General features: G+C 66.3%; 18 protein-coding genes, 1 pseudogene and 1 other annotated feature. Of the genes and pseudogenes, 13 read left to right on the forward strand and 6 right to left on the reverse strand.

Annotated elements, in window-relative coordinates; genetic code table 11:
• Positions 1–7 precede the first annotated feature (7 nt).
• The 8 genes from narI to ACQW02_RS09845 are packed head-to-tail and all read left to right on the forward strand — an operon-like array spanning position 8 to position 5,478.
• Complete coding sequence (narI, locus tag ACQW02_RS09810) at positions 8–739, forward strand: respiratory nitrate reductase subunit gamma (RefSeq protein ID WP_431285061.1); 732 nt, start codon at positions 8–10, stop codon at positions 737–739.
• A 5-nt stretch (positions 740–744) separates the two neighbouring features.
• Complete coding sequence (locus tag ACQW02_RS09815; protein ID WP_431285062.1) at positions 745–1,569, forward strand: peptidylprolyl isomerase; 825 nt, start codon at positions 745–747, stop codon at positions 1,567–1,569.
• A 10-nt stretch (positions 1,570–1,579) separates the two neighbouring features.
• Complete coding sequence (locus tag ACQW02_RS09820; RefSeq protein WP_431285063.1) at positions 1,580–1,921, forward strand: hypothetical protein; 342 nt, start codon at positions 1,580–1,582, stop codon at positions 1,919–1,921.
• The gene (locus ACQW02_RS09825) at positions 1,908–2,447 is read left to right on the forward strand and encodes a hemerythrin domain-containing protein (protein ID WP_431285064.1); all 540 of its coding nucleotides are present in this window, start codon (positions 1,908–1,910) and stop codon (positions 2,445–2,447) included. The genes ACQW02_RS09820 and ACQW02_RS09825 overlap by 14 nt, the downstream gene beginning before the upstream one ends.
• Positions 2,434–3,195: a carbonic anhydrase gene (locus ACQW02_RS09830; RefSeq protein WP_431285065.1), complete on the forward strand. Its 762-nt coding sequence runs from the start codon at positions 2,434–2,436 to the stop codon at positions 3,193–3,195. Before ACQW02_RS09825 ends, ACQW02_RS09830 begins: the two co-directional genes overlap by 14 nt.
• On the forward strand, positions 3,192–3,755 hold the full coding sequence (locus ACQW02_RS09835) for a DUF2478 domain-containing protein (RefSeq protein WP_431285066.1): 564 nt from the start codon (positions 3,192–3,194) through the stop codon (positions 3,753–3,755). Before ACQW02_RS09830 ends, ACQW02_RS09835 begins: the two co-directional genes overlap by 4 nt.
• The gene (mog, locus tag ACQW02_RS09840; protein WP_431285067.1) at positions 3,752–4,312 is read left to right on the forward strand and encodes a molybdopterin adenylyltransferase; all 561 of its coding nucleotides are present in this window, start codon (positions 3,752–3,754) and stop codon (positions 4,310–4,312) included. The genes ACQW02_RS09835 and mog overlap by 4 nt, the downstream gene beginning before the upstream one ends.
• Positions 4,309–5,478: an NnrS family protein gene (locus ACQW02_RS09845; protein ID WP_431285068.1), complete on the forward strand. Its 1,170-nt coding sequence runs from the start codon at positions 4,309–4,311 to the stop codon at positions 5,476–5,478. Before mog ends, ACQW02_RS09845 begins: the two co-directional genes overlap by 4 nt.
• A 16-nt stretch (positions 5,479–5,494) precedes the next feature.
• Here ACQW02_RS09845 and ACQW02_RS09850 read toward each other — a convergent pair whose 3' ends face one another.
• Positions 5,495–6,214 carry an enolase C-terminal domain-like protein gene (locus ACQW02_RS09850; protein ID WP_431285069.1) on the reverse strand — a complete coding sequence of 240 codons (720 nt, stop codon included), beginning with the start codon at positions 6,212–6,214 and terminating at the stop codon, positions 5,495–5,497.
• Between the two features lie 215 nt (positions 6,215–6,429).
• Between ACQW02_RS09850 and ACQW02_RS09855 the strand changes: the two genes are divergently transcribed.
• Positions 6,430–6,990, forward strand: coding sequence for a Bug family tripartite tricarboxylate transporter substrate binding protein (locus ACQW02_RS09855; protein WP_431285070.1), 561 nt, complete (start codon positions 6,430–6,432; stop codon positions 6,988–6,990).
• 49 nt (positions 6,991–7,039) lie between these two features.
• Here ACQW02_RS09855 and ACQW02_RS09860 read toward each other — a convergent pair.
• Positions 7,040–7,602 (reverse strand): annotated as a pseudogene (locus ACQW02_RS09860) (transposase); the annotation flags it as partial.
• Positions 7,202–7,318 (reverse strand) — a sequence feature (AL1L pseudoknot). Its footprint overlaps the pseudogene before it by 117 nt.
• A 141-nt stretch (positions 7,603–7,743) precedes the next feature.
• Here ACQW02_RS09860 and ACQW02_RS09865 point away from each other — a divergent pair.
• The 3 genes from ACQW02_RS09865 to ACQW02_RS09875 all read left to right on the forward strand — a co-directional run bounded on the left by ACQW02_RS09865 (position 7,744) and on the right by ACQW02_RS09875 (position 9,951).
• Positions 7,744–8,106: an amidohydrolase family protein gene (locus tag ACQW02_RS09865; protein WP_431285887.1), complete on the forward strand. Its 363-nt coding sequence runs from the start codon at positions 7,744–7,746 to the stop codon at positions 8,104–8,106.
• The gene (locus ACQW02_RS09870; protein WP_431285071.1) at positions 8,090–8,749 is read left to right on the forward strand and encodes a GntR family transcriptional regulator; all 660 of its coding nucleotides are present in this window, start codon (positions 8,090–8,092) and stop codon (positions 8,747–8,749) included. Before ACQW02_RS09865 ends, ACQW02_RS09870 begins: the two co-directional genes overlap by 17 nt.
• A 206-nt stretch (positions 8,750–8,955) precedes the next feature.
• Positions 8,956–9,951, forward strand: coding sequence for a Bug family tripartite tricarboxylate transporter substrate binding protein (locus ACQW02_RS09875; protein WP_431285072.1), 996 nt, complete (start codon positions 8,956–8,958; stop codon positions 9,949–9,951).
• Positions 9,952–9,988: 37 nt separating this feature from the next.
• On the opposite strand, the gene ACQW02_RS09880 is transcribed toward ACQW02_RS09875, so the two are convergent.
• From ACQW02_RS09880 to ACQW02_RS09895, 4 genes are all read right to left on the reverse strand, one after another.
• Positions 9,989–11,356 carry an MmgE/PrpD family protein gene (locus ACQW02_RS09880; RefSeq protein ID WP_431285073.1) on the reverse strand — a complete coding sequence of 456 codons (1,368 nt, stop codon included), beginning with the start codon at positions 11,354–11,356 and terminating at the stop codon, positions 9,989–9,991.
• Entirely contained in the window at positions 11,353–12,720 is a 1,368-nt protein-coding gene (locus tag ACQW02_RS09885; RefSeq protein WP_431285888.1) for an FAD-dependent oxidoreductase, read from the reverse strand. Before ACQW02_RS09885 ends, ACQW02_RS09880 begins: the two co-directional genes overlap by 4 nt.
• A 5-nt stretch (positions 12,721–12,725) precedes the next feature.
• Positions 12,726–14,105, reverse strand: coding sequence for an MmgE/PrpD family protein (locus tag ACQW02_RS09890; protein ID WP_431285074.1), 1,380 nt, complete (start codon positions 14,103–14,105; stop codon positions 12,726–12,728).
• Between the two features lie 114 nt (positions 14,106–14,219).
• A complete protein-coding gene (locus ACQW02_RS09895) occupies positions 14,220–15,761 on the reverse strand; it encodes a class I adenylate-forming enzyme family protein (RefSeq protein ID WP_431285075.1) in 1,542 nt (513 codons plus the stop codon).
• A 255-nt stretch (positions 15,762–16,016) separates the two neighbouring features.
• Here ACQW02_RS09895 and ACQW02_RS09900 point away from each other — a divergent pair, with 255 nt between their 5' ends.
• Positions 16,017–16,919 (forward strand): amidohydrolase family protein, encoded by a 903-nt coding sequence (locus ACQW02_RS09900; RefSeq protein WP_431285076.1) that lies wholly within the window; start codon positions 16,017–16,019, stop codon positions 16,917–16,919.
• Positions 16,920–16,936: the final 17 nt, after the last annotated feature.

Here is a 16,936-nt window from a genome sequence, read left to right on the forward strand (position 1 = left end):
AACCATCATGCGCGACGCCATCTTCCACCTCCTCTTCGTCTGGTACCCCTATGTGGCGCTGACGGCCTTCCTGCTCGGCAGCCTCATCCGCTTCGACCGCGAGCAGTACAGCTGGCGCGCGAGTTCCAGCCAGATGCTGCGCAAGAAGCAGCTTACCTGGGGCTCGAACCTGTTCCATGGTGGCATCCTGTTCCTGTTCCTAGGCCATGCGGCGGGGCTGCTGACTCCGAAGTTCATCTACACGTTGTTCATCACGGTCGAGCAGAAGCAGCTCATTGCCGTCATCGCCGGCGGTATCGCGGGGTTCATCTGCTTCATCGGGCTGTCGCTGCTGCTGCATCGCCGGCTGTATGATGCGCGCGTCCGCGTCACCTCTACCTACATGGACCTCGCGGTGCTGATCATTCTTTGGGTCCAGCTTTCGCTTGGCCTGATCACGCTGCCCTTCTCGCTCGCGCACTCCGATGGGTCTGCGATGCTGACCTTGGCGCACTGGGCGCAGGGTATCCTCACGCTGCAGCCGGTGGATGCAAGAACGTTGCAGGGGCTGGCCTTTCCTTACCTCGCGCATCTCGTGCTGGGCATGACGATCTTTCTCGTCTTCCCCTTCTCGCGCCTGGTGCATGTCTGGTCGGCGCCGATCTGGTATCTCGGGCGGCGTGGCTACCAGGTGGTGCGCAGCCGCCGGCCGCTCGGCGCCCCGGGCGTGAAGCCCACCCCGACGCAGGCAGCGGAGTGAAGGCGATGAGCATCACCTCAGCCTGCGCAGTAAAGCCCGCGCTGCCTGCCACCCGCAAGACGATCAGCGTGAACGGCGTGGTGATCTCACGCGCGGCCATCGCGCAGGAGACGCAAAATCACCCAGCCAGCAAGCCGCTCGACGCCATGAAGGCCGCCTCCGCCGCGTTGGTGGTGCGTGAGCTTCTACTGCAGGAGGCGCGTCGCCTTGCCATTCCGGTGGAGCCCGCCAGTGATGGCGAGGGCCGTCGTGAGACCGATGAGGAAGCACTGGTCCGCGGCCTGATCGAGCGCGAGGTCCGCACGCCCGAGGCCGACGAAGCGGCCTGCCGGCGCTTCCATGAGCAGAACCGGCGCCGGTTCCGCACGCCTGATCTTTACGAAGCGCGTCATATTCTGCTGCCTGCGAACCAGCCCGAGAGTCCTGTTCTGGCGGTGGCGATCCTGGCGCGGCTGGCGCTCGAACCGAGCGAGTTTGCAGCCCTCGCGCTCGCCCACTCCGCCTGTCCATCGGGCAAGACCTCCGGCAACCTTGGCCAGATTGGACCTCGGCAAACGGTTCCTGAGTTTGAGGAAGCCTTGGCGCGCATTACCGTCGGCTCCATTCATCCGGAGCCGGTAGAGACGCGCTACGGGCTGCATATCGTGGCGCTCGACCGGCGCATCGAAGGGCGTGACCTACCCTTCGACATGGTGCGGGGGCGTATCGCCGAATGGATGGGTGAGAAGGTCCGTCGCGCGGCGATCCGGCAATATGTCTCAATCCTGGCCGGCCAGGCTGACATCCAGGGCATCGACCTGGACGCGTCAACCTCGCCGCTGGTTCAGTGAGGGGGAGGCCATGCTGCTCGGCACCATCTTGAAGCGCCTCGGCAATGAGGCCGACGCGGCCGAAGCTCTCGAAGCAATGGGCGATATCATCCTTCTCACCGAGGTCCAGGCCATGGGTGAGCTGCACGACGAAAGCCCGGCCGATTACGTCTGTGGCGCCACCAGGCGGTTCGCCGCGTACGCTTCGAGCGAGGACTGGCTTGCACTGATGACGGCGATTGAGCGCAGTGACGATCCAGCGCGCACCACGCTCGACAAGATGCTCCGGTGGTCGCTCGCCCGCGATACTGCGGGGCCAGCCGCTACGGGCTGCGGCTGCGGCAAGGGCGGGCCGGGCGATGCCCGGCTATGATACGGCGCCACCGCCCTTCACCCTGCTGGATGACCCGCTGGCCTATATTCTTGCGGCTCATCTCCGGCAGCGTGCCGTCTGCGCGGTGCTGCGGCGCTTCGCGACGGATTGCGTGGCGAGCCGCGCAGAAGCCGACAGAGTGACCGCCTATCTGACAGGTGATCTTCGCCTGCATCATGAGGATGAGGATCTCGACCTGTACCCGGTGCTCCGACGCCGGGCGCTGCCGGCGGATGGGCTGGGCATCACCCTGGCGCGGCTCGTGGAGGAACATCGTCAAGGTGCGGCGATGGCCGACATCATCGTGGAGGCCCTTTCCGCAAAGCCAGCTGACGACACAGTGCACATCGACCTCGCGGCAGGGGAGGCGATGCAAGCCTATGCGGCAAGTGAGATGCGGCACTTGGCACTTGAGAATGGCGTGGTGCTGGCACTGGCACGCATTCGCCTGACGCGGCCTGACCTGAAGGCGATCAGCCGCGGTATGAAGCAGCGGCGAGGGGTGGTGGCGCATGACCAGCCTTGATCACCTGTTTGACCGCAACGTCGCCTGGGCAAACAGCAAGACGGAGCAGGATCCCACTTTCTTCCGGCGGCTGTCGGAGCAGCAGGCGCCCAAGTATTTATGGATCGGTTGTTCGGATAGCCGCATCACCGCGAATGACGTGTTGGGTCTCGATCCTGGTGAGGTCTTCGTGCACCGGAACATCGCCAACATCGTCCATACCAGTGACATGAATATCCTCGCGGTGCTGGAATACGCCATCGATGTCCTGCAGGTGCAGCATATCATCGTCTCTGGCCACTACGGTTGCGGCGGGGTGCAGCGCGCGATGGCGGATAAGCGCGGCGCGCTGGTGGACCACTGGCTACAGCCGCTTTCGATGTTTTATCGCAAGCATCGCCGCTTGTTCGATGAGATGGGCGACGCGGAACGCCAGCTCAACCGGCTCTGCGAACTCAATGTCGAAATGCAGATCAGGCGTGTTGCCGCGACGCCCATCGTCGAGGGCGCCTGGGCTCGCAGTGTTGATCTGCATCTGCATGGCTGGATCTACGGCATGCATGACGGGCTGCTGCGCGACCTCGGCGCCACGGTAGCGACCATCGCGGAGCGAGACGCGCTGCCTTCAATTGATCATCGCGTGACGGTGCGAACCGAACCCCTGAGCCCCCGGCGGCGCCATGCGCTGGAAGCCTTCTCGGCCATCGGGCTGGAGGACATGGCCTCACCACCCTGCTGCATGCCTCCCATGGAGAATTTCCCGCAATGACCAATGATGTTCCCCTCGTCACGGCGTTGGTTTATGCTGACAGCGCGCTGGCGGACCAGGCGCTGCGCCAAGCCGTACGACAATTCGAAGCCGCCGGTCGCCGACTGGCGGGTGTCGTTCAACGCGATACGCCGCGTGCCGGCCGGACCGGCTGTGACATGACGCTGGAAGAACTCTCGACCGGCACCGCCATCGAAATCTCGCAGGATCGCGGGCCGCACGCGCGCGGCTGCCGTCTCGACCTGGGCGAGATGACGCGGGCAATCCAACTGGCGTCTATGGCATTCCGGGGGTCACCCGACCTGCTGGTCCTGAACAAATTTGGCAAGACGGAAGTCGAGGGCGGCGGCTTTCGTGCGCTGATCGCGGAGGCCATCGACCAAGGAGTGCCCGTGCTGATCGCAGTGCCCTACCGCAACATCGATCCGTGGCGGGCCTTCGTCGGCGACCTGGCGCGTGAGATTCACCTGACCAGCACGGATAACGGCTTGGCATTGGACCGCCTTTGTCCGGCGGGGGTGGCACCTGCGCCAAGCCAACCCGGGCCGCGCAGCGCATGATATCGGCCGAGCCGGAACATGCCGGCGCGGCGGTCCGGATTGGCGTGGTTACTGTCTCCGACCGCGCTTCTCGAGGGATCTACGCTGACCAGGGCGGACCGGGGATAGAGGCGGCACTCACGCGCATCATGGCCTCCCCCCGGCAGGCGGCGCGGCGTCTGGTGCCGGACGAACGCCCGGCCATCGAGGCCGTGCTGTGCAAGCTGGCGGATGTTGAGGCCTGCCCGCTGATCGTTACCACCGGTAGCACTGGCCCTTCGCTGCGCGATGTGACGCCGGAAGCGACGGAGGCGGTCTGCGACCGTGTTTTGTCAGGCTTCGGCGAATTGATGCGCGCCGTCTCGTTGAACGCCGTGCCGACGGCGATCCTCTCCCGCCAGCTGGCCGGTACACGTGGGCGAAGCTTGATCGTCAACCTGCCGGGCAAGCCCTCGGCCATCACCGAATGCTTGGCTGCGGTCTTCCCGGCGATTCCCTATTGCATTGACCTGATCGGAGGGCTGCGGATCGAGACGGATCCTGCCGTCTGCGTCGCTTTTCGACCCAAGGGGGCATGATGGCGCTGTTCGCGCATGGCTTCCGGCCCTTCTTTCTGATGGCCGCTTTGGTGGCGCCAGCTGCCATCGGCGTTTGGGTATTGACGCTGGCCGGCTTTGCACTGCCGGAGGGTCCGCTGCCACCGATGCGATGGCACGCGCATGAGGCGCTGGGCGGCTTCGTCGCGGCCGCCATGATCGGCTTTCTGATGACGGCGATCCCCAATTGGACAGGTCGGCGCGGTTACTCCGGCGCGCCGCTGGTCGTTCTGGCTACCCTGTTCCTGGCGGCGCGCTTTGCGATGCTGCCGGGCTCCCCGGTGCCCATCGAGATTGCGGCGCTGTTCGCCCTTGCACCGCTGCCTGCGACGCTCTTGCTGGTGCTGCCTGCTTTGTTGAAGGCGAAGGCGCCCCGGCTGTTCGGCCCGCCTGCGCTGGTGCTGGTGTTCTGGTCCGGGCAGGTGATGATGCTGGCTGAGGAAGCTGGATGGTGGACCTCGCCGGGCTGGGCGGTCGGGCAGTTGCTGATGGCGGACATGGCTCTGTTGCTAGTCGTCCTGATCGGCGGGCGGATCGTGCCGTCCTTCACGCTGAATGCACTGCGCAAGACACGGTGGCCGGCCGAAGCCCAGCCACTGCCGGGAGTGGACCGCGCTGCGATCCTTGCCGTGGCAGCGGTTGCGGTGGTGGACCTTGCCGCACCTGGCAGCCTTCCGGCCGGGTTGGTGGCCGCCATCGCAGCGGTGCTGGTGGCGCTGCGCCTGTCACGTTGGCACGGGCTGCGAACGCTCCGCTGGCCGATCCTGTGGGTACTGCACCTGGCTTACGCGCTGATCCCGGTGGCGCTCGCCGTGAAGGCCGTCTCGCTCCTCTCCGAGGCGCCGTGGGCATCTGCCTGGCTGCACCTGCAAATGGCAGGCGCGGTTTCGCTGATGATCGTCGCGGTAATGACACGCGCGACGCTCGGGCACACTGGGAACGCGCTGGTCGCGGCACCCGCGGCGGTTGCGGCGTATGTGCTGCTGTTGGCCGCGGCGCTGCTACGCGTCTTCAGCAGCGTGGCGGGGGTGGATGCGCTGACCGTGCTGATTGTCGCTGCACTGTGCTGGGTGACGGCGTTTTTGTTGATCCTGATGGTCTACGCGCCAATGCTTCTGGGCCCGCGCGCGGATGGGAAGCCAGGGTGATGGGTGGCTGGGGGGATTATACGGCCGCCTGGGCCGTGTTTCTGCTCAGCCACTTGCTTCCGCCACGGCCCGGGCTCGCTATGTGCTTGTCGCGTACCTTGGCCAGCGTGGCCACCTCGTTGGCTACAGTGTGGCGCCCGTGCGGATGCCGGCCCGGCTGATCGGAATGGTGGGGCGCGCACCGCACGTGCCGCTCCGGGACTGGGCGCCGTGGCGGGAAGCCGATGGCATCCTGCGCGCTCTCCCAGGCGCAGTTGATGTCGAGCATCAGCGGCACCTCGGGCGGCGCCGCGTCACGCGCCGCGCGGATGCAGGCGAGATCCACCTCATGCAGCTTGATCTGGCGGTAGCCCTGGCGGATCGCCTCGGCAACGTTGTGCGCCACCGCCGTCGCCTCGCCATAGCGCAGCAGGCAGGCATCGGCCGGCACGCGGGACCGGGCGGCCCCTCGGCCGGCGCTGCCGAGCAGCGCGTGCAGCGGCTTGCCGGCGCGCCTGCCAGCAATGTCCCACAGCGCGATGTCGATGGCAGAGATACCGTAGCGCACCGGCCCATTGCGGCCGAAATTGTGGAACCGCCGCAGCAGCAGGCGCTGCAGGCCGGCGATGTCGCCGACATCATGGCCGATGCAGGCCGGGCCGATCAGCCGGTCCACCGCATCCTTCGTCGTCGCGACCAAGTTGAAGCCGAAGCCTTCGCCCCAGCCATGCAAGCCGTCCTCGGTCTCGACCCGCACCAGCAGCGTTTCGATGTCGCGCAGACGAAGGTTGCCGCCGAAGCCTGCGCTGCCCGCATCATAGGTGAATGCGCTACGCTTTTATGAGGCTCTCGACCCGGGCGATCTTCATGCGTGTCTCCCATAGCTTCCGGCATGAGCCGGCAGTCTCGACTGTTTCACCCATGGCCGGCCTACAGAAGCCGGCAAGGAGGAACTTCATGAGAATAGGTAGGATGCTGGCCACCCCTTTTGGCGCCCTGCTGGGCGCGCTGCAGGTGCTGCCCGCGGCGGCGCAGAAGGCGTATCCGACCCAGGCAATCCGCTTCATCGTGACCTTCACGGTAAGCGGGCCGAGCGAGATCGTGGCACGCACCATCGCGCCGCCGATGTCGGCGACGCTCGGCCAGCGCGTGCCGGTGGAGAACCGGGTCGGCGCCGGCGGCGTGACCGGCGTCGACATCACGGCCAAGTCGACGCCCGATGGCTACACCTTTGCCATCGGTAGTGCCGGCGCGCTAGCGATCTCACCCAATCTCGACCGCGGCACGCCGTATGATCCGCTGTGCGACCTAGCGCCGATCACTCTGGCGGTGCTCGCGCCAGAGCGGTTAGCGGTGCCCGGGGTCTCGCCCTTCCAAACCATGCAGGAGGTAGTCGCCGCGGCGCGGGCGCGGCCAGGCGCAGCGAATTTCGGTTCCACCGGCTCGGGCAGCATGCCGCATCTCGCGGCGGAGCAGCTTCGCGCCGCCGCCGGGATCGACATCGTGCACATCTCTTACAACAGCGGCGGATAGCTCGCCACGGCGATCCTGAGGAACGAGCTCCAGCTTGGCTTTGCCCATGGCCCTCGCGTTTCAGCTGCCGCCAGACCTTGTGCACGCCGTAGACGCGGAAGTTCTCCTCGAACACGCGCGCGATCTCGGGCATCAGCGCGGCATCGCGCTGCGTCCGGGCCGGAAGCTTGGCCGGATCCCGCCGCCGGGCCACCTGCGCACGATAGGTCGACGGGGCGATCGGCAGGATCTTGCAGATCGGCTCGACCCCATAGACCTCGCGATGATCATCGATAAAGCCGATCATGGCTTGAACCGGCGGTCGAGCTCCGCCTGGGCAAAATACGCCGACGCCTTGCGCAGGATCTCATTCGCCTGCCGCAGCTCCCGGTTCTCGCGCTCTAGGGCCTTGAGCCGGGTCGCCATCTCCGTCGTTGGGCCGGGCCTGCGGCCCGTGTCCCGCTCCGCCTGTTTCACCCACTCGTTCAGCGTCTGGCCCGTGCAGCCGATCTTGGCCGCGATCGATAGGATCGTCGCCCAGCGCGACGGGTGCTGGGTCTCATGCGCCAGCACCATCCGCAACGCCCGCTCGCGAACCTCAGGCGAAAACTTGTTCGTCGTCTTGCTCTTCATCGCTCCAGCCTCTCAAGAGTTGGAGCCTCCGACAAACCCGGCGCGGTTCAAGCCCGCGTGCGGCACCGGCCGCGCCTGCTGTCCGACAACGGGCCCTGCTACATCGCCGGCGAGTTGGCGCAGTGGCTGACCAAGTACACCATGGAGCATGTCCTGCTGAGCGAAGGCTTTGCCAAGCGCGGGTTGAGCCTTGCGCGCATCGCGGCGCTGACGGCCGGCAATCCGGCGCGCGCCATGGGGCTCGACCACGCCAAGGGCGTCATCGCACCGGGCATGGATGCGGATTTCGCCATCGTGGACCCCGCCGCGCGCTGGACGGTCACACGGGATTCGGTTGTGAGTTCGGCCGGATACTCGATCTACGAAGGTTGGGAGTTGACCGGGCGCGTGATCCACACACTTGTGCGCGGCCGCTTCGTCCTGCGTGACGGCGCGTTCGACGATGCCGCCGTGGGGACAGGCCAATATGTGCGACGTAGACTGACCCATGGCACGCACGCGTAAGCCGGCCGGCAACCTGCGGGAGCAGGCGCTCCACACGATCCGGGAGCGCATCCTCGATCTACGCTATCCACCCGGCAGCCTGCTTTCGGAGAACCAGATCGCCGAGGAGCTTGGAATCAGCCGGACGCCGATCCGCGAGGCCCTGCGCGAGCTTGCGGCGGGCGGGCTGGTCCGCATCCTGCCGCAGCGGGGCGTCGTGGTGTCGGAACCGTCGGTGCAGGACATCATCGAGGTGTACCAGTTGCGCGAGCAGCTCGAATGCTTCGCCGCGCGCCTCGCGGCCGAGCATGTGACCGCGGCGGAGGCGCAGACCCTTTCGGCCGACCACGCCGTGGCGCTGGCCCATTTCGCCGCCGGGCGCCTTCAGGCGGCCTATGAGGCCTCCGTCGTGCTGCACGCCCAGATCATCGCGCTGACGCGCAACGCGCGGCTTGTGACGTTCATGAACCAACTTGGTGATCAGGTGCACCGGTTCGGCCTGATGACCCTGCGCCACGGCCGCGCGCCGCGCGCGTTGGAGGAACATGGCGGGATCATCGCGGCGATCCTGGCGCGGGATGGCGCAAAGGCCGAGGCGCTGATGCGCGAACACCTGCGTGCCGACCGCGACATGGCGTTGGAGACCGTCTGCCGACCTGCTTGAGCGCGTAGCACCGTGAGGAAGTAGGATCTGCCGTTCAGCTCGAGCAGGACACGCATTGCTCCATGGCGGAACGTGATGGAGGTGCAACTACAGCCAAGTGAACGCTGTGACCGGTGTTGACTGCGTTACTCCCTACCGTGTGGTAAACTGTTGACAAAGTTTCGCCTGCCTGCCCTCCTGCTGTCACATAGCTTAAGGAGAAGGGCGTGGCTGCTTTCACGAAATTCGTCCGGCTTTCGCGACGCCTTCTTGTGCCTTTGCTGGTTTCAACCGTGCTCACGCCTGCGCCATCCCAAGCCGCATTCCCGGACAGGCTCCTCACCATCGTGGTTGGATTCCCACCGGGCTCGCCGAACGATGTCCTGGCTCGCTCCGTGGCCGATCGTCTCCGACGGCGCACTGGCCAGCCCGTCATCGTCGAAAACAGGCCAGGTGCCGCCGGCATGACCGCGACTCTGGACTTCGTGAACAGGGCGCCCAGGGACGGCTACCGGCTACTCGTCGGTAGCGTTACGCTCGGCACAGCACTCGCCATCCGCAAGAATCATCCGGGTTTTGACGCGCGTGAGGATCTGACGCCGCTCGTCATGATCAACATGTCGCCAATGGCGATTACCATCCCCAGCGCGCTGCCGGTCCAGAATCTTGCGGAATTCATCAGCTACGTCCGGGCGCGGCCCGGTCAACTGAACTACGCCTCGGCGGGCGGCGTCGGCGGCGCGGTGCACCTACTGTCCGCGCTGTTCCTGCAGACCGCCGGGCTCGACATGGTGCATATCCCGTATCCCGGCAGCCCGGCCGCCGTGCCAGCGGTGATGAGCAACGACGTCCAGTTGTTCATTGTGGATAATTCTAGTGTGTTGGGCGGCCTGCAAACCGGCAACATGCGGGCCCTGGCCGTGGCGTCCACGTCCCGTATCGATACGCTGCCTGATGTGCCCACCGCGGCAGAAGCCGGCCTGCCGTTCGAGGCGGCCGCCTGGTACGGCTTGTTCGCCCCCAGGGGCATTCCCGACGACATCCGCGCGGCACTGGAGGCGCAACTCTCGGCCGTGGTGCAGGATCCGTCGTTCCAAGCCGAAATCCGTGCCCGCGGCGGCATCCCCGGTACGCTTACCGGCGAAGCCTTCCGGCAGTTGATCCGTGATGAAGTGGTGAAGTGGGAGAACGTGGTTCGCCAGGCGAACATCCCGCAGGAATAGCTTGCGCGCGGCGGGCATGTCCCGCCGCGCGAGGCCGTCACATCCGCCGATTGCCGCGGAGTGCCGCACTGACGCGCGCCATATCATCGCTCATCAACGCCGCTTCAAGATCCGCTACCGCGTCGGGCGAGAGGCTCAACGCGGCATTGACCCGGAACTTGCCCAAAACCTCCTCGACGGCAGGCGGGCGGCTGCGATTGCCATAGGCGTCGTCGATGCGCACCTGGTGTCGCGCGCCATCGCGCGTGACGCAGGTCACCACCGCCTCGAACCGGCTTGGGAAGTTGGCACCGGCCAGTGGCTGCCAGGAGATGCGCTGTGCCAGGGCCCGGACGGCGGCGGAGGCCGGTTGCTCGAAGGTGGCAAGATCCACGCGGCCCTCCACGATACGCGCGGCGACCACGATGGGCAGGCTCCAGCGGCCGGAATGCCCCGTGGGCGCCGCCAGCTTGTCGGCCCAGGGTTCGCAGATGACGGCGTCGGCCCCCAGAGGCACTTCGCAGACGATTTCGGCGATCGCCTCCGGCCGCACGCCGCGCGCAACGAGGAGGCCCGCGGCCTCGACGAAAGGATGCAGGTAGTGGCAGCAGGGCGAGAACTTGAAGGCCGCGTCCAGCACGTGCCAGACATATCCGATATCGTCGCTCTCCACGGCAAAGCGCGCAGCGGCGTCAGGGTCGCGGGTGAAAGCCTGGAACAAACCTCGTTTGCCCTCGATTGCCGTCTCGGGTCCGGTCATGCCGGCTTGAGCGAGCTGTGCCGCGATCACGCCGCCATGCGCCGCCCAGCCGGGATGCAAGGACTTCACGGTCGATCCGTTCGACAGGAATTCGAAGACGCCGGAACTCTGACTGAGCGCGATGCCGAGCGCCGCGACTGTGCTGTCCTCGCCAAGCCCGTAAAGCTCGGCCGCTATTATGGCGGCGGCTAGCGTGCCCGCCACCGACGTCACCTGGAAGGCCTGCGCCTGGAATCCGCCGGGCGCTGCGCGACCGATCCGCACCAGCAACTCATAGCCCAGGACATAGGCGCCGAGCATGCGGTGGGAGCTTGCTCCCACCTGCTCCGCCACGGCGAGCGCCGCCGGCATCAGCACGGCGCTGGGGTGCACGATGGAGCCCGTATGGGTGTCGTCGTATTCCAGCGAATGGACCAACCCGCCGTTCACCAGGGCGGCCGAGGCGGCGCTGGCGCCGCCACCGCCGCCTAGCAGGCTCGCCACGCCAGCCTCCCGCAGGTTCGACGCGAATGCACGGTAGGGCGCCCCAACGGGGCTTCCCGCCGCCGCCAGCCCCACGCCGATGGCGTCGAGCAGGTGCAGCCGGCCCGCCGCCATGACCGGCGCGGGCAGGTCGCCACGGGCCAGTTCGGCCAAGCTACGGACGATACGCCGCGCCAGCGTCATGCGCTGGCCCGGATCTCGCACGCCGCCGCGAGCGCGGCCAAGCGCCCCAGCGCAATGGCCGTCAGCAGCCCGTTGCCAGAGGCATAGCCCAGCGCCCCCGCCCGGCCACTGATACCGGCCGCGGCGCCACCGCCAGCAAAAAGGTTCGGAACCGTCCCGCCGTCCTTGCGCAGCACGCGGGCGTCGCCATCGATGCGCAGGCCGCCCTGTGTGTGAAACAGGCCGGGCACGACGCGACAAATGTAGAACGGGGCCCGCAAGGCGCCGAGGCCGAAGTCGGACCGGCCGAACCGGTCGCGGCCGTTGGCCGCCGCGGCGGCGTTGCGGGCCGCGATCTCCTCCGCCACCGCCGCTGCACCGAGGCCAAAGGGGGTGGCGATGTCGGCGGGCGTATCGCCCATCTTGACGCCGCCATGGTTGACCAGCTCGAGAAACTCTTCTTCCTGGGCAGCGATGTCGAAGATCGCCTGGTCGAAGATCGCATAGGCATAGTCGCCCTGGCCCCGCACGACCCGGGCGAAGCCGGAATAGCCGACGCTCTCATCGCCGAAGCGTCGCCCGTCGGCGCCGACGATGATCCCGCCCTTCTCGATCGTGGTCCAGGACAGGAGACTGCCATGTGGATACGCGACCGCCCCATAGCCCTGATAGGCGGCCATGTTGGCAAGATCCGCACCGACCGCCTCGCCCCAGATGATCGCTTCGCCCGTTGAGCCTCGGGCGCCGAAATACTCGGTGCCGGCAATTTCCGGGCAGTAGCGCTTCACCAGATCAGGATTGCCGGCGAAGCCGTTCACGGCGAGGATCGTCTTGCGCGCGCGGATCGCATGCTGCGCGCCATCGGTTTCGACGATCGCGCCCTGGATCGCGCCATTCTCGATGATCAGGGATCGCGCGGCGTTGCCGACCGCCAGCGGAATGTTGCGTGCGGCAACGGCTGCAAGCAGATCGTCGACCAGGTCCTGGCCACGCCGCGACACCGGCGCGTGCAGCCGTGGCACGGTGTGGCCGATGTGCTTGTAGGCGGTCACCAGCGCCAACCGGGCGCCGACCGTATCCACCAGCCATTCAACGGTTTCCGCTGATACGTCGGCCATCCGGCGCACCAGCGCGGTATCGTCGGATTGACCCGCGATCCGCATCAGGTCCTCAAACATCCGCGCCGGGCTGTCGTCGGTGATCCCGGCAGCGCGCTGAAAGCAGCTGTTGGCGGCCGGAACCGAGCCAGTGGAGAGCGACGAGTTGCCGCCGGGCCTGTCATGCTTCTCGATGATCGCCGCGGAGGCACCGGCGTCATGCGCCGCGATGGCGGCGGCAAGGCCGCACGCACCTGCACCGATGACCAGGACGTCGACGTCGACCATGTCGTTCACTTGGCAGTCTCCGCTGTTATTCTCGATACCATGTCGCGCCAGGGCATGTTGTCATGCCCGGTGCCTTCCACGACTTCCCACAGCCTATCGGCCATGGCGGGGAAGTCGCTGCCTGTGTTCTCCCGCAGCTTGGTCAGCAGCGTCGCCTCGTCGAACGGCCGGTCGGCGCCGCCTTGCGCGCTACTGCAGTCGGCGGCCCATTCCCGGCCATCGCGCAGGCGCCAGAGCACGCGCGCGGGCCGGTCGTTCGGGGAAGGCTGGATATTGGGATGCGGGACGAGGCTGACACGCCGGCGAAGGTTGGCGATGCGTGGGTCGGCCATCGCCTGGGCGGAGAAGGCTGCCTGCCCGCCAGTGCCCAGCACGGCCGAGGCCGAGGTCGCATGCGGCATGGAGAAGCGTGCGGCGAGATCCGTCGCAGGTTCGACGGTCGTCAGCAGCAGCCCGCGGGGGTGAGTCGCAACGACGACCTCATGTATCGCATCGGGGTCTAGCCCTTCGCTGCGGAGCCGTTGGTGCAACACCAGGCTCGCCTCGACCGCGCTGTGGGCATATTGGCAGCAGGCAAAAATCTTGTGGTAGCCGTCGGCGACCGCCCAGGCTTCTCCCAGGCCCTCCGTCAGGGCACCAGGCGCGACGTCGGTTCCGAAGGCGCCGACGAACACATCGTAGAACGTCTCCGGAATGCCGCTGATCCCGCGCATCGCCCAGTCGACCGCCTGCATCCCCACCCAGGCGCCGGCCGATGTCCAGGCGTTGCGCACCATCACGCCGTCGACGGCATGGTTGAACGGGCCGGCGAAACTCATGCTGGCAGCCCCGGTGACCCCGCCCAGCAGCGTGGCGGCATCGCAGCCGCGCACCAGCGCCGATGCGGCGGCCGCGCCGATCGTGACGAAGCCCGCATGCGGATGCACGGTCATGACAGGGTAGGGGAAGGCCCGCGCCGCCCGCGCGGTGATCTCGTAGGCCAGCGCGAGGCAGACCAGCATCCGGGACAGCGGCAGGCCGGACGCTTCCGCCTCGGCCAGCAAGGCCGGGATGACATAGGCGCCGGCGTGGCAGGGGGCGCTGCGAAAGCCTTCGTCGAGTTCGCACCAGGTCGCCGCCATGCCGTTGACGGCCGCGGCGGCACTTCGATCGCCGCGTGGCGCGCCGCGCGCGAAGATGGTGGCTTCTGCGTGGCACGAGCGGCGGAGGAGGTCCTGCTGGGCCGCCTGCACCATGGGCTCGCTCGTTGCTGCGACCATCGCACCCAGATTGTCTGCCAGGATGAGGGCGGCGCGCCGGCGAATGGGGGCTGGCAGATCGCGAACGGACGCCCCGGCGGCCCAGGTCATGAGCTGCGTCACGCCGCGCCCGGCCGTGGCGCGCATCAGTGGGTCCCGTGCGCTCGCGCTCATGCGGGTGCCATCTTCCGTGTGGCTTCTGGACGCGTCGTCATCGGGGCAACATTCCTTGTCGCGAGAATCCTGGGAAAATGACTGTGGTCAGGTCGAAGCGATGTCGCCCGCCAGGCGGCCGCGCAGGATCTTGCCCATCGGATTCCGCGGTAGATCGGCGACAAAGCGAATGTCCTTCGGCGATTTGTACCGAGACAGACTGGCGCGACAGAGGTTGATCAACGTGTCGGCATCGACGGTTCTACCTTCGCGCAGGACAACGAAGGCGGTCACGGCCTCGCCCCAGTAAGGATGCGGCACCCCCGCCACGGCGCAGGCCGCGACGGCGTCATGCGAGGCGATGATATCCTCGATTTCCGTCGGATAGATGTTCTCGCCGCCCGAGATGATCATGTCGTTCTTGCGCGCGAGCAGGTAGAGGTAGCCCTCCTCGTCAATGCGGCCGATGTCGCCGGTGATGTACCAACCGTCCTTCATCACCCGCTGCGTTTGCTCCGGCAGATTGAGGTATCCGGCGAACAAGTACGGCGAGGAGACCGCGATCTCGCCGGCTTCGCCAGGTTGCACGGGCAGGCCCTCCGGCGTCATGGGCTGGATGCGGGTCAGGGGCATGGGCTGGCCGGCGCAGGCGATCTTGCGCCTCTGGTCCTTCGGCCGCAGGCAGGAGACGATGCCGCCCTCGGTCGAACCGTAGCGGTCGTAGAGCTTCCCCTCGCCGAAGTAGCCGATGATCCGCTCCTTCACCGACTGGCTGAGGGGCGAGGTGCCCGACATCACCGCCTTCAGGGAGTCTGTGCGGTATCGGCCTGCGCGATCGCCAAGGTCCAGGATCGCGGAGAAATGCGACGGGATCATGTAGGTGCTGGTGGCGGCGAAGGTTTCGATCGTCTGCAGTAGCTCCTCGACGGAAAACTTCTGCATGAGCCTGACGCTGGCGCCGAAGAACAGCGGCGTCAGGGTCGCCAGCAGGCCGGCGCCGTGAAACAGCGGCGTGATGGCGATCGCGCGATCATCCGGCGAATAGCACCCGTGTTCCGCCGCGGTGGCAAAGGCTGCCAGCACGCGCCCGCGATGCGTCAGCTGAACGCCTTTGGGGCGTCCTGTCGAGCCTGATGTGTAGGGGATGCAGAATACATCTGTCTCGTCCACGTCGACGGGGCAGGGCGCATCGGCCGCGGAGAGCAACAGATCTTCATAAGCCGGGCCGAACGGGATGATGTGCTTTACCCGGTCACCGGCATGGGCCCGAACCATCTCCTCTAGCCCTGGGTCGACGAACAGCGCCTGCGGTGCCGCGTCCTGCGCGATGAAGGCAATCTCGATCCCCGATGCAGCGGGCCCCACTGTGGTCACTGCGACGCCAGCGGCCGCGGCGCCGCAGACCACCTCCACATACTCCATGCGGTTGATGGCCACGATGCCGATGCGCAGTCCCGGCGCAATCCCCAGGCCTGCGTGGATAAGGTTGGAGAAGCGATCGATGCGGCCCGACAGGGTGGCGAAGCTCATCGCCTGTGTTCCGACCTGAAGCGCCGTCTTGCCTGGCGTTCTGTAGGCGGCCGCCCGGATGCCGTGCGCGAAGGTGACACTGCCGGACATGCGCTGCTGCGCCGGTGCCGAATGGGACATCGCTTCGCCCTCTCCTCAAACGCAGGCCGAACGTGATCCGATTAACGTCTCCGGTTGCCGTGGGCGGAGGTGAAGGTCACGGGATTGGGTGGTGGCAGCTATTCTGGCAATATGTCAACTGTCGTCATCCTTGTGTAAACTACGAAATAATCCCGTCTAGGCATACAAAATCGATTGTTGACAATCAGCCAGTCAAGGCTAGGGTCCGCTGCGTGACGCCGCTCTAGCCTGGGTCGGTGTGTGTGGGGTGGAGCCATGACCGCGAAACAATTTAACTTCGACGCGTCCAGGACGAAGCTCGGCTACGGGGCAATCGATATCGTCGTGAATATGTACACACCCGAGGTCATCGCCCAGAATAGGGTACCGACCGACGATCGCTTTCGCGACAAGGTCCGGTTGGAAGGCGGCTATCGCGCCGGCCTGACGCACGAACAGTACATCGAGAAGATGGACCGGGCCGGTATCGAGCGGTCATTGCTCATCGCGTTCCGATGCGGTGACCCGCGCATGAGCACCTCCGTCGAAATTCCCTACGAGATGGTGCACGAGGCCTGCCAGAAATACCCGCACCGGTATTCCGGCTTGGCCGGCATCGACCCGCTCCGTGGCATCGCAGGGCTGAAGGAACTCGACTATGCGGTGAAGGAACTGGGGTTCGTCGGTGCCCATCTCTATCCGCACTGGTTCGGGCAGGCGCCGGACGCGGCAATCTACTATCCCTATTACGCTCGATGCGCGGAGCTTGGGATTCCGATCATGATGCAGGTCGGGCATTGCCTGCTGTATCGTTCGGATAATCGGCTGGCGACAGTGGCCAAGCCGATCACGCTCGATCGTGTCGCCATCGACTTCCCCGAGCTGACCATCATCGGCATCCATCTTGGGTATCCCTGGACCGAGGAGATGATCGCGGTCTGCCAGAAGCACCCGAATGTCTTCATGGCTGGCGATGCCTACGCGCCCAAGCACTGGGGTGCCAACGTGAATCACTACATCAACACATACGGCCAGGATAAGTTCTTATTCGGCACGGACTGGTGGGTTATCGATCCGGAGCGTGCGATGAATGACATCTCCGACCTGAAATTCCGGCCGGTCCCCGAGAGGAAGATGCTTAGGGATAACGCTTTGCGCGTCTTCAATCTTCCGAGCTGAGAGACCGACGGCCGCCT

The sequence above is a fragment of the Humitalea sp. 24SJ18S-53 genome (genome assembly GCF_050632385.1).
Taxonomy (GTDB): domain Bacteria; phylum Pseudomonadota; class Alphaproteobacteria; order Acetobacterales; family Acetobacteraceae; genus Humitalea.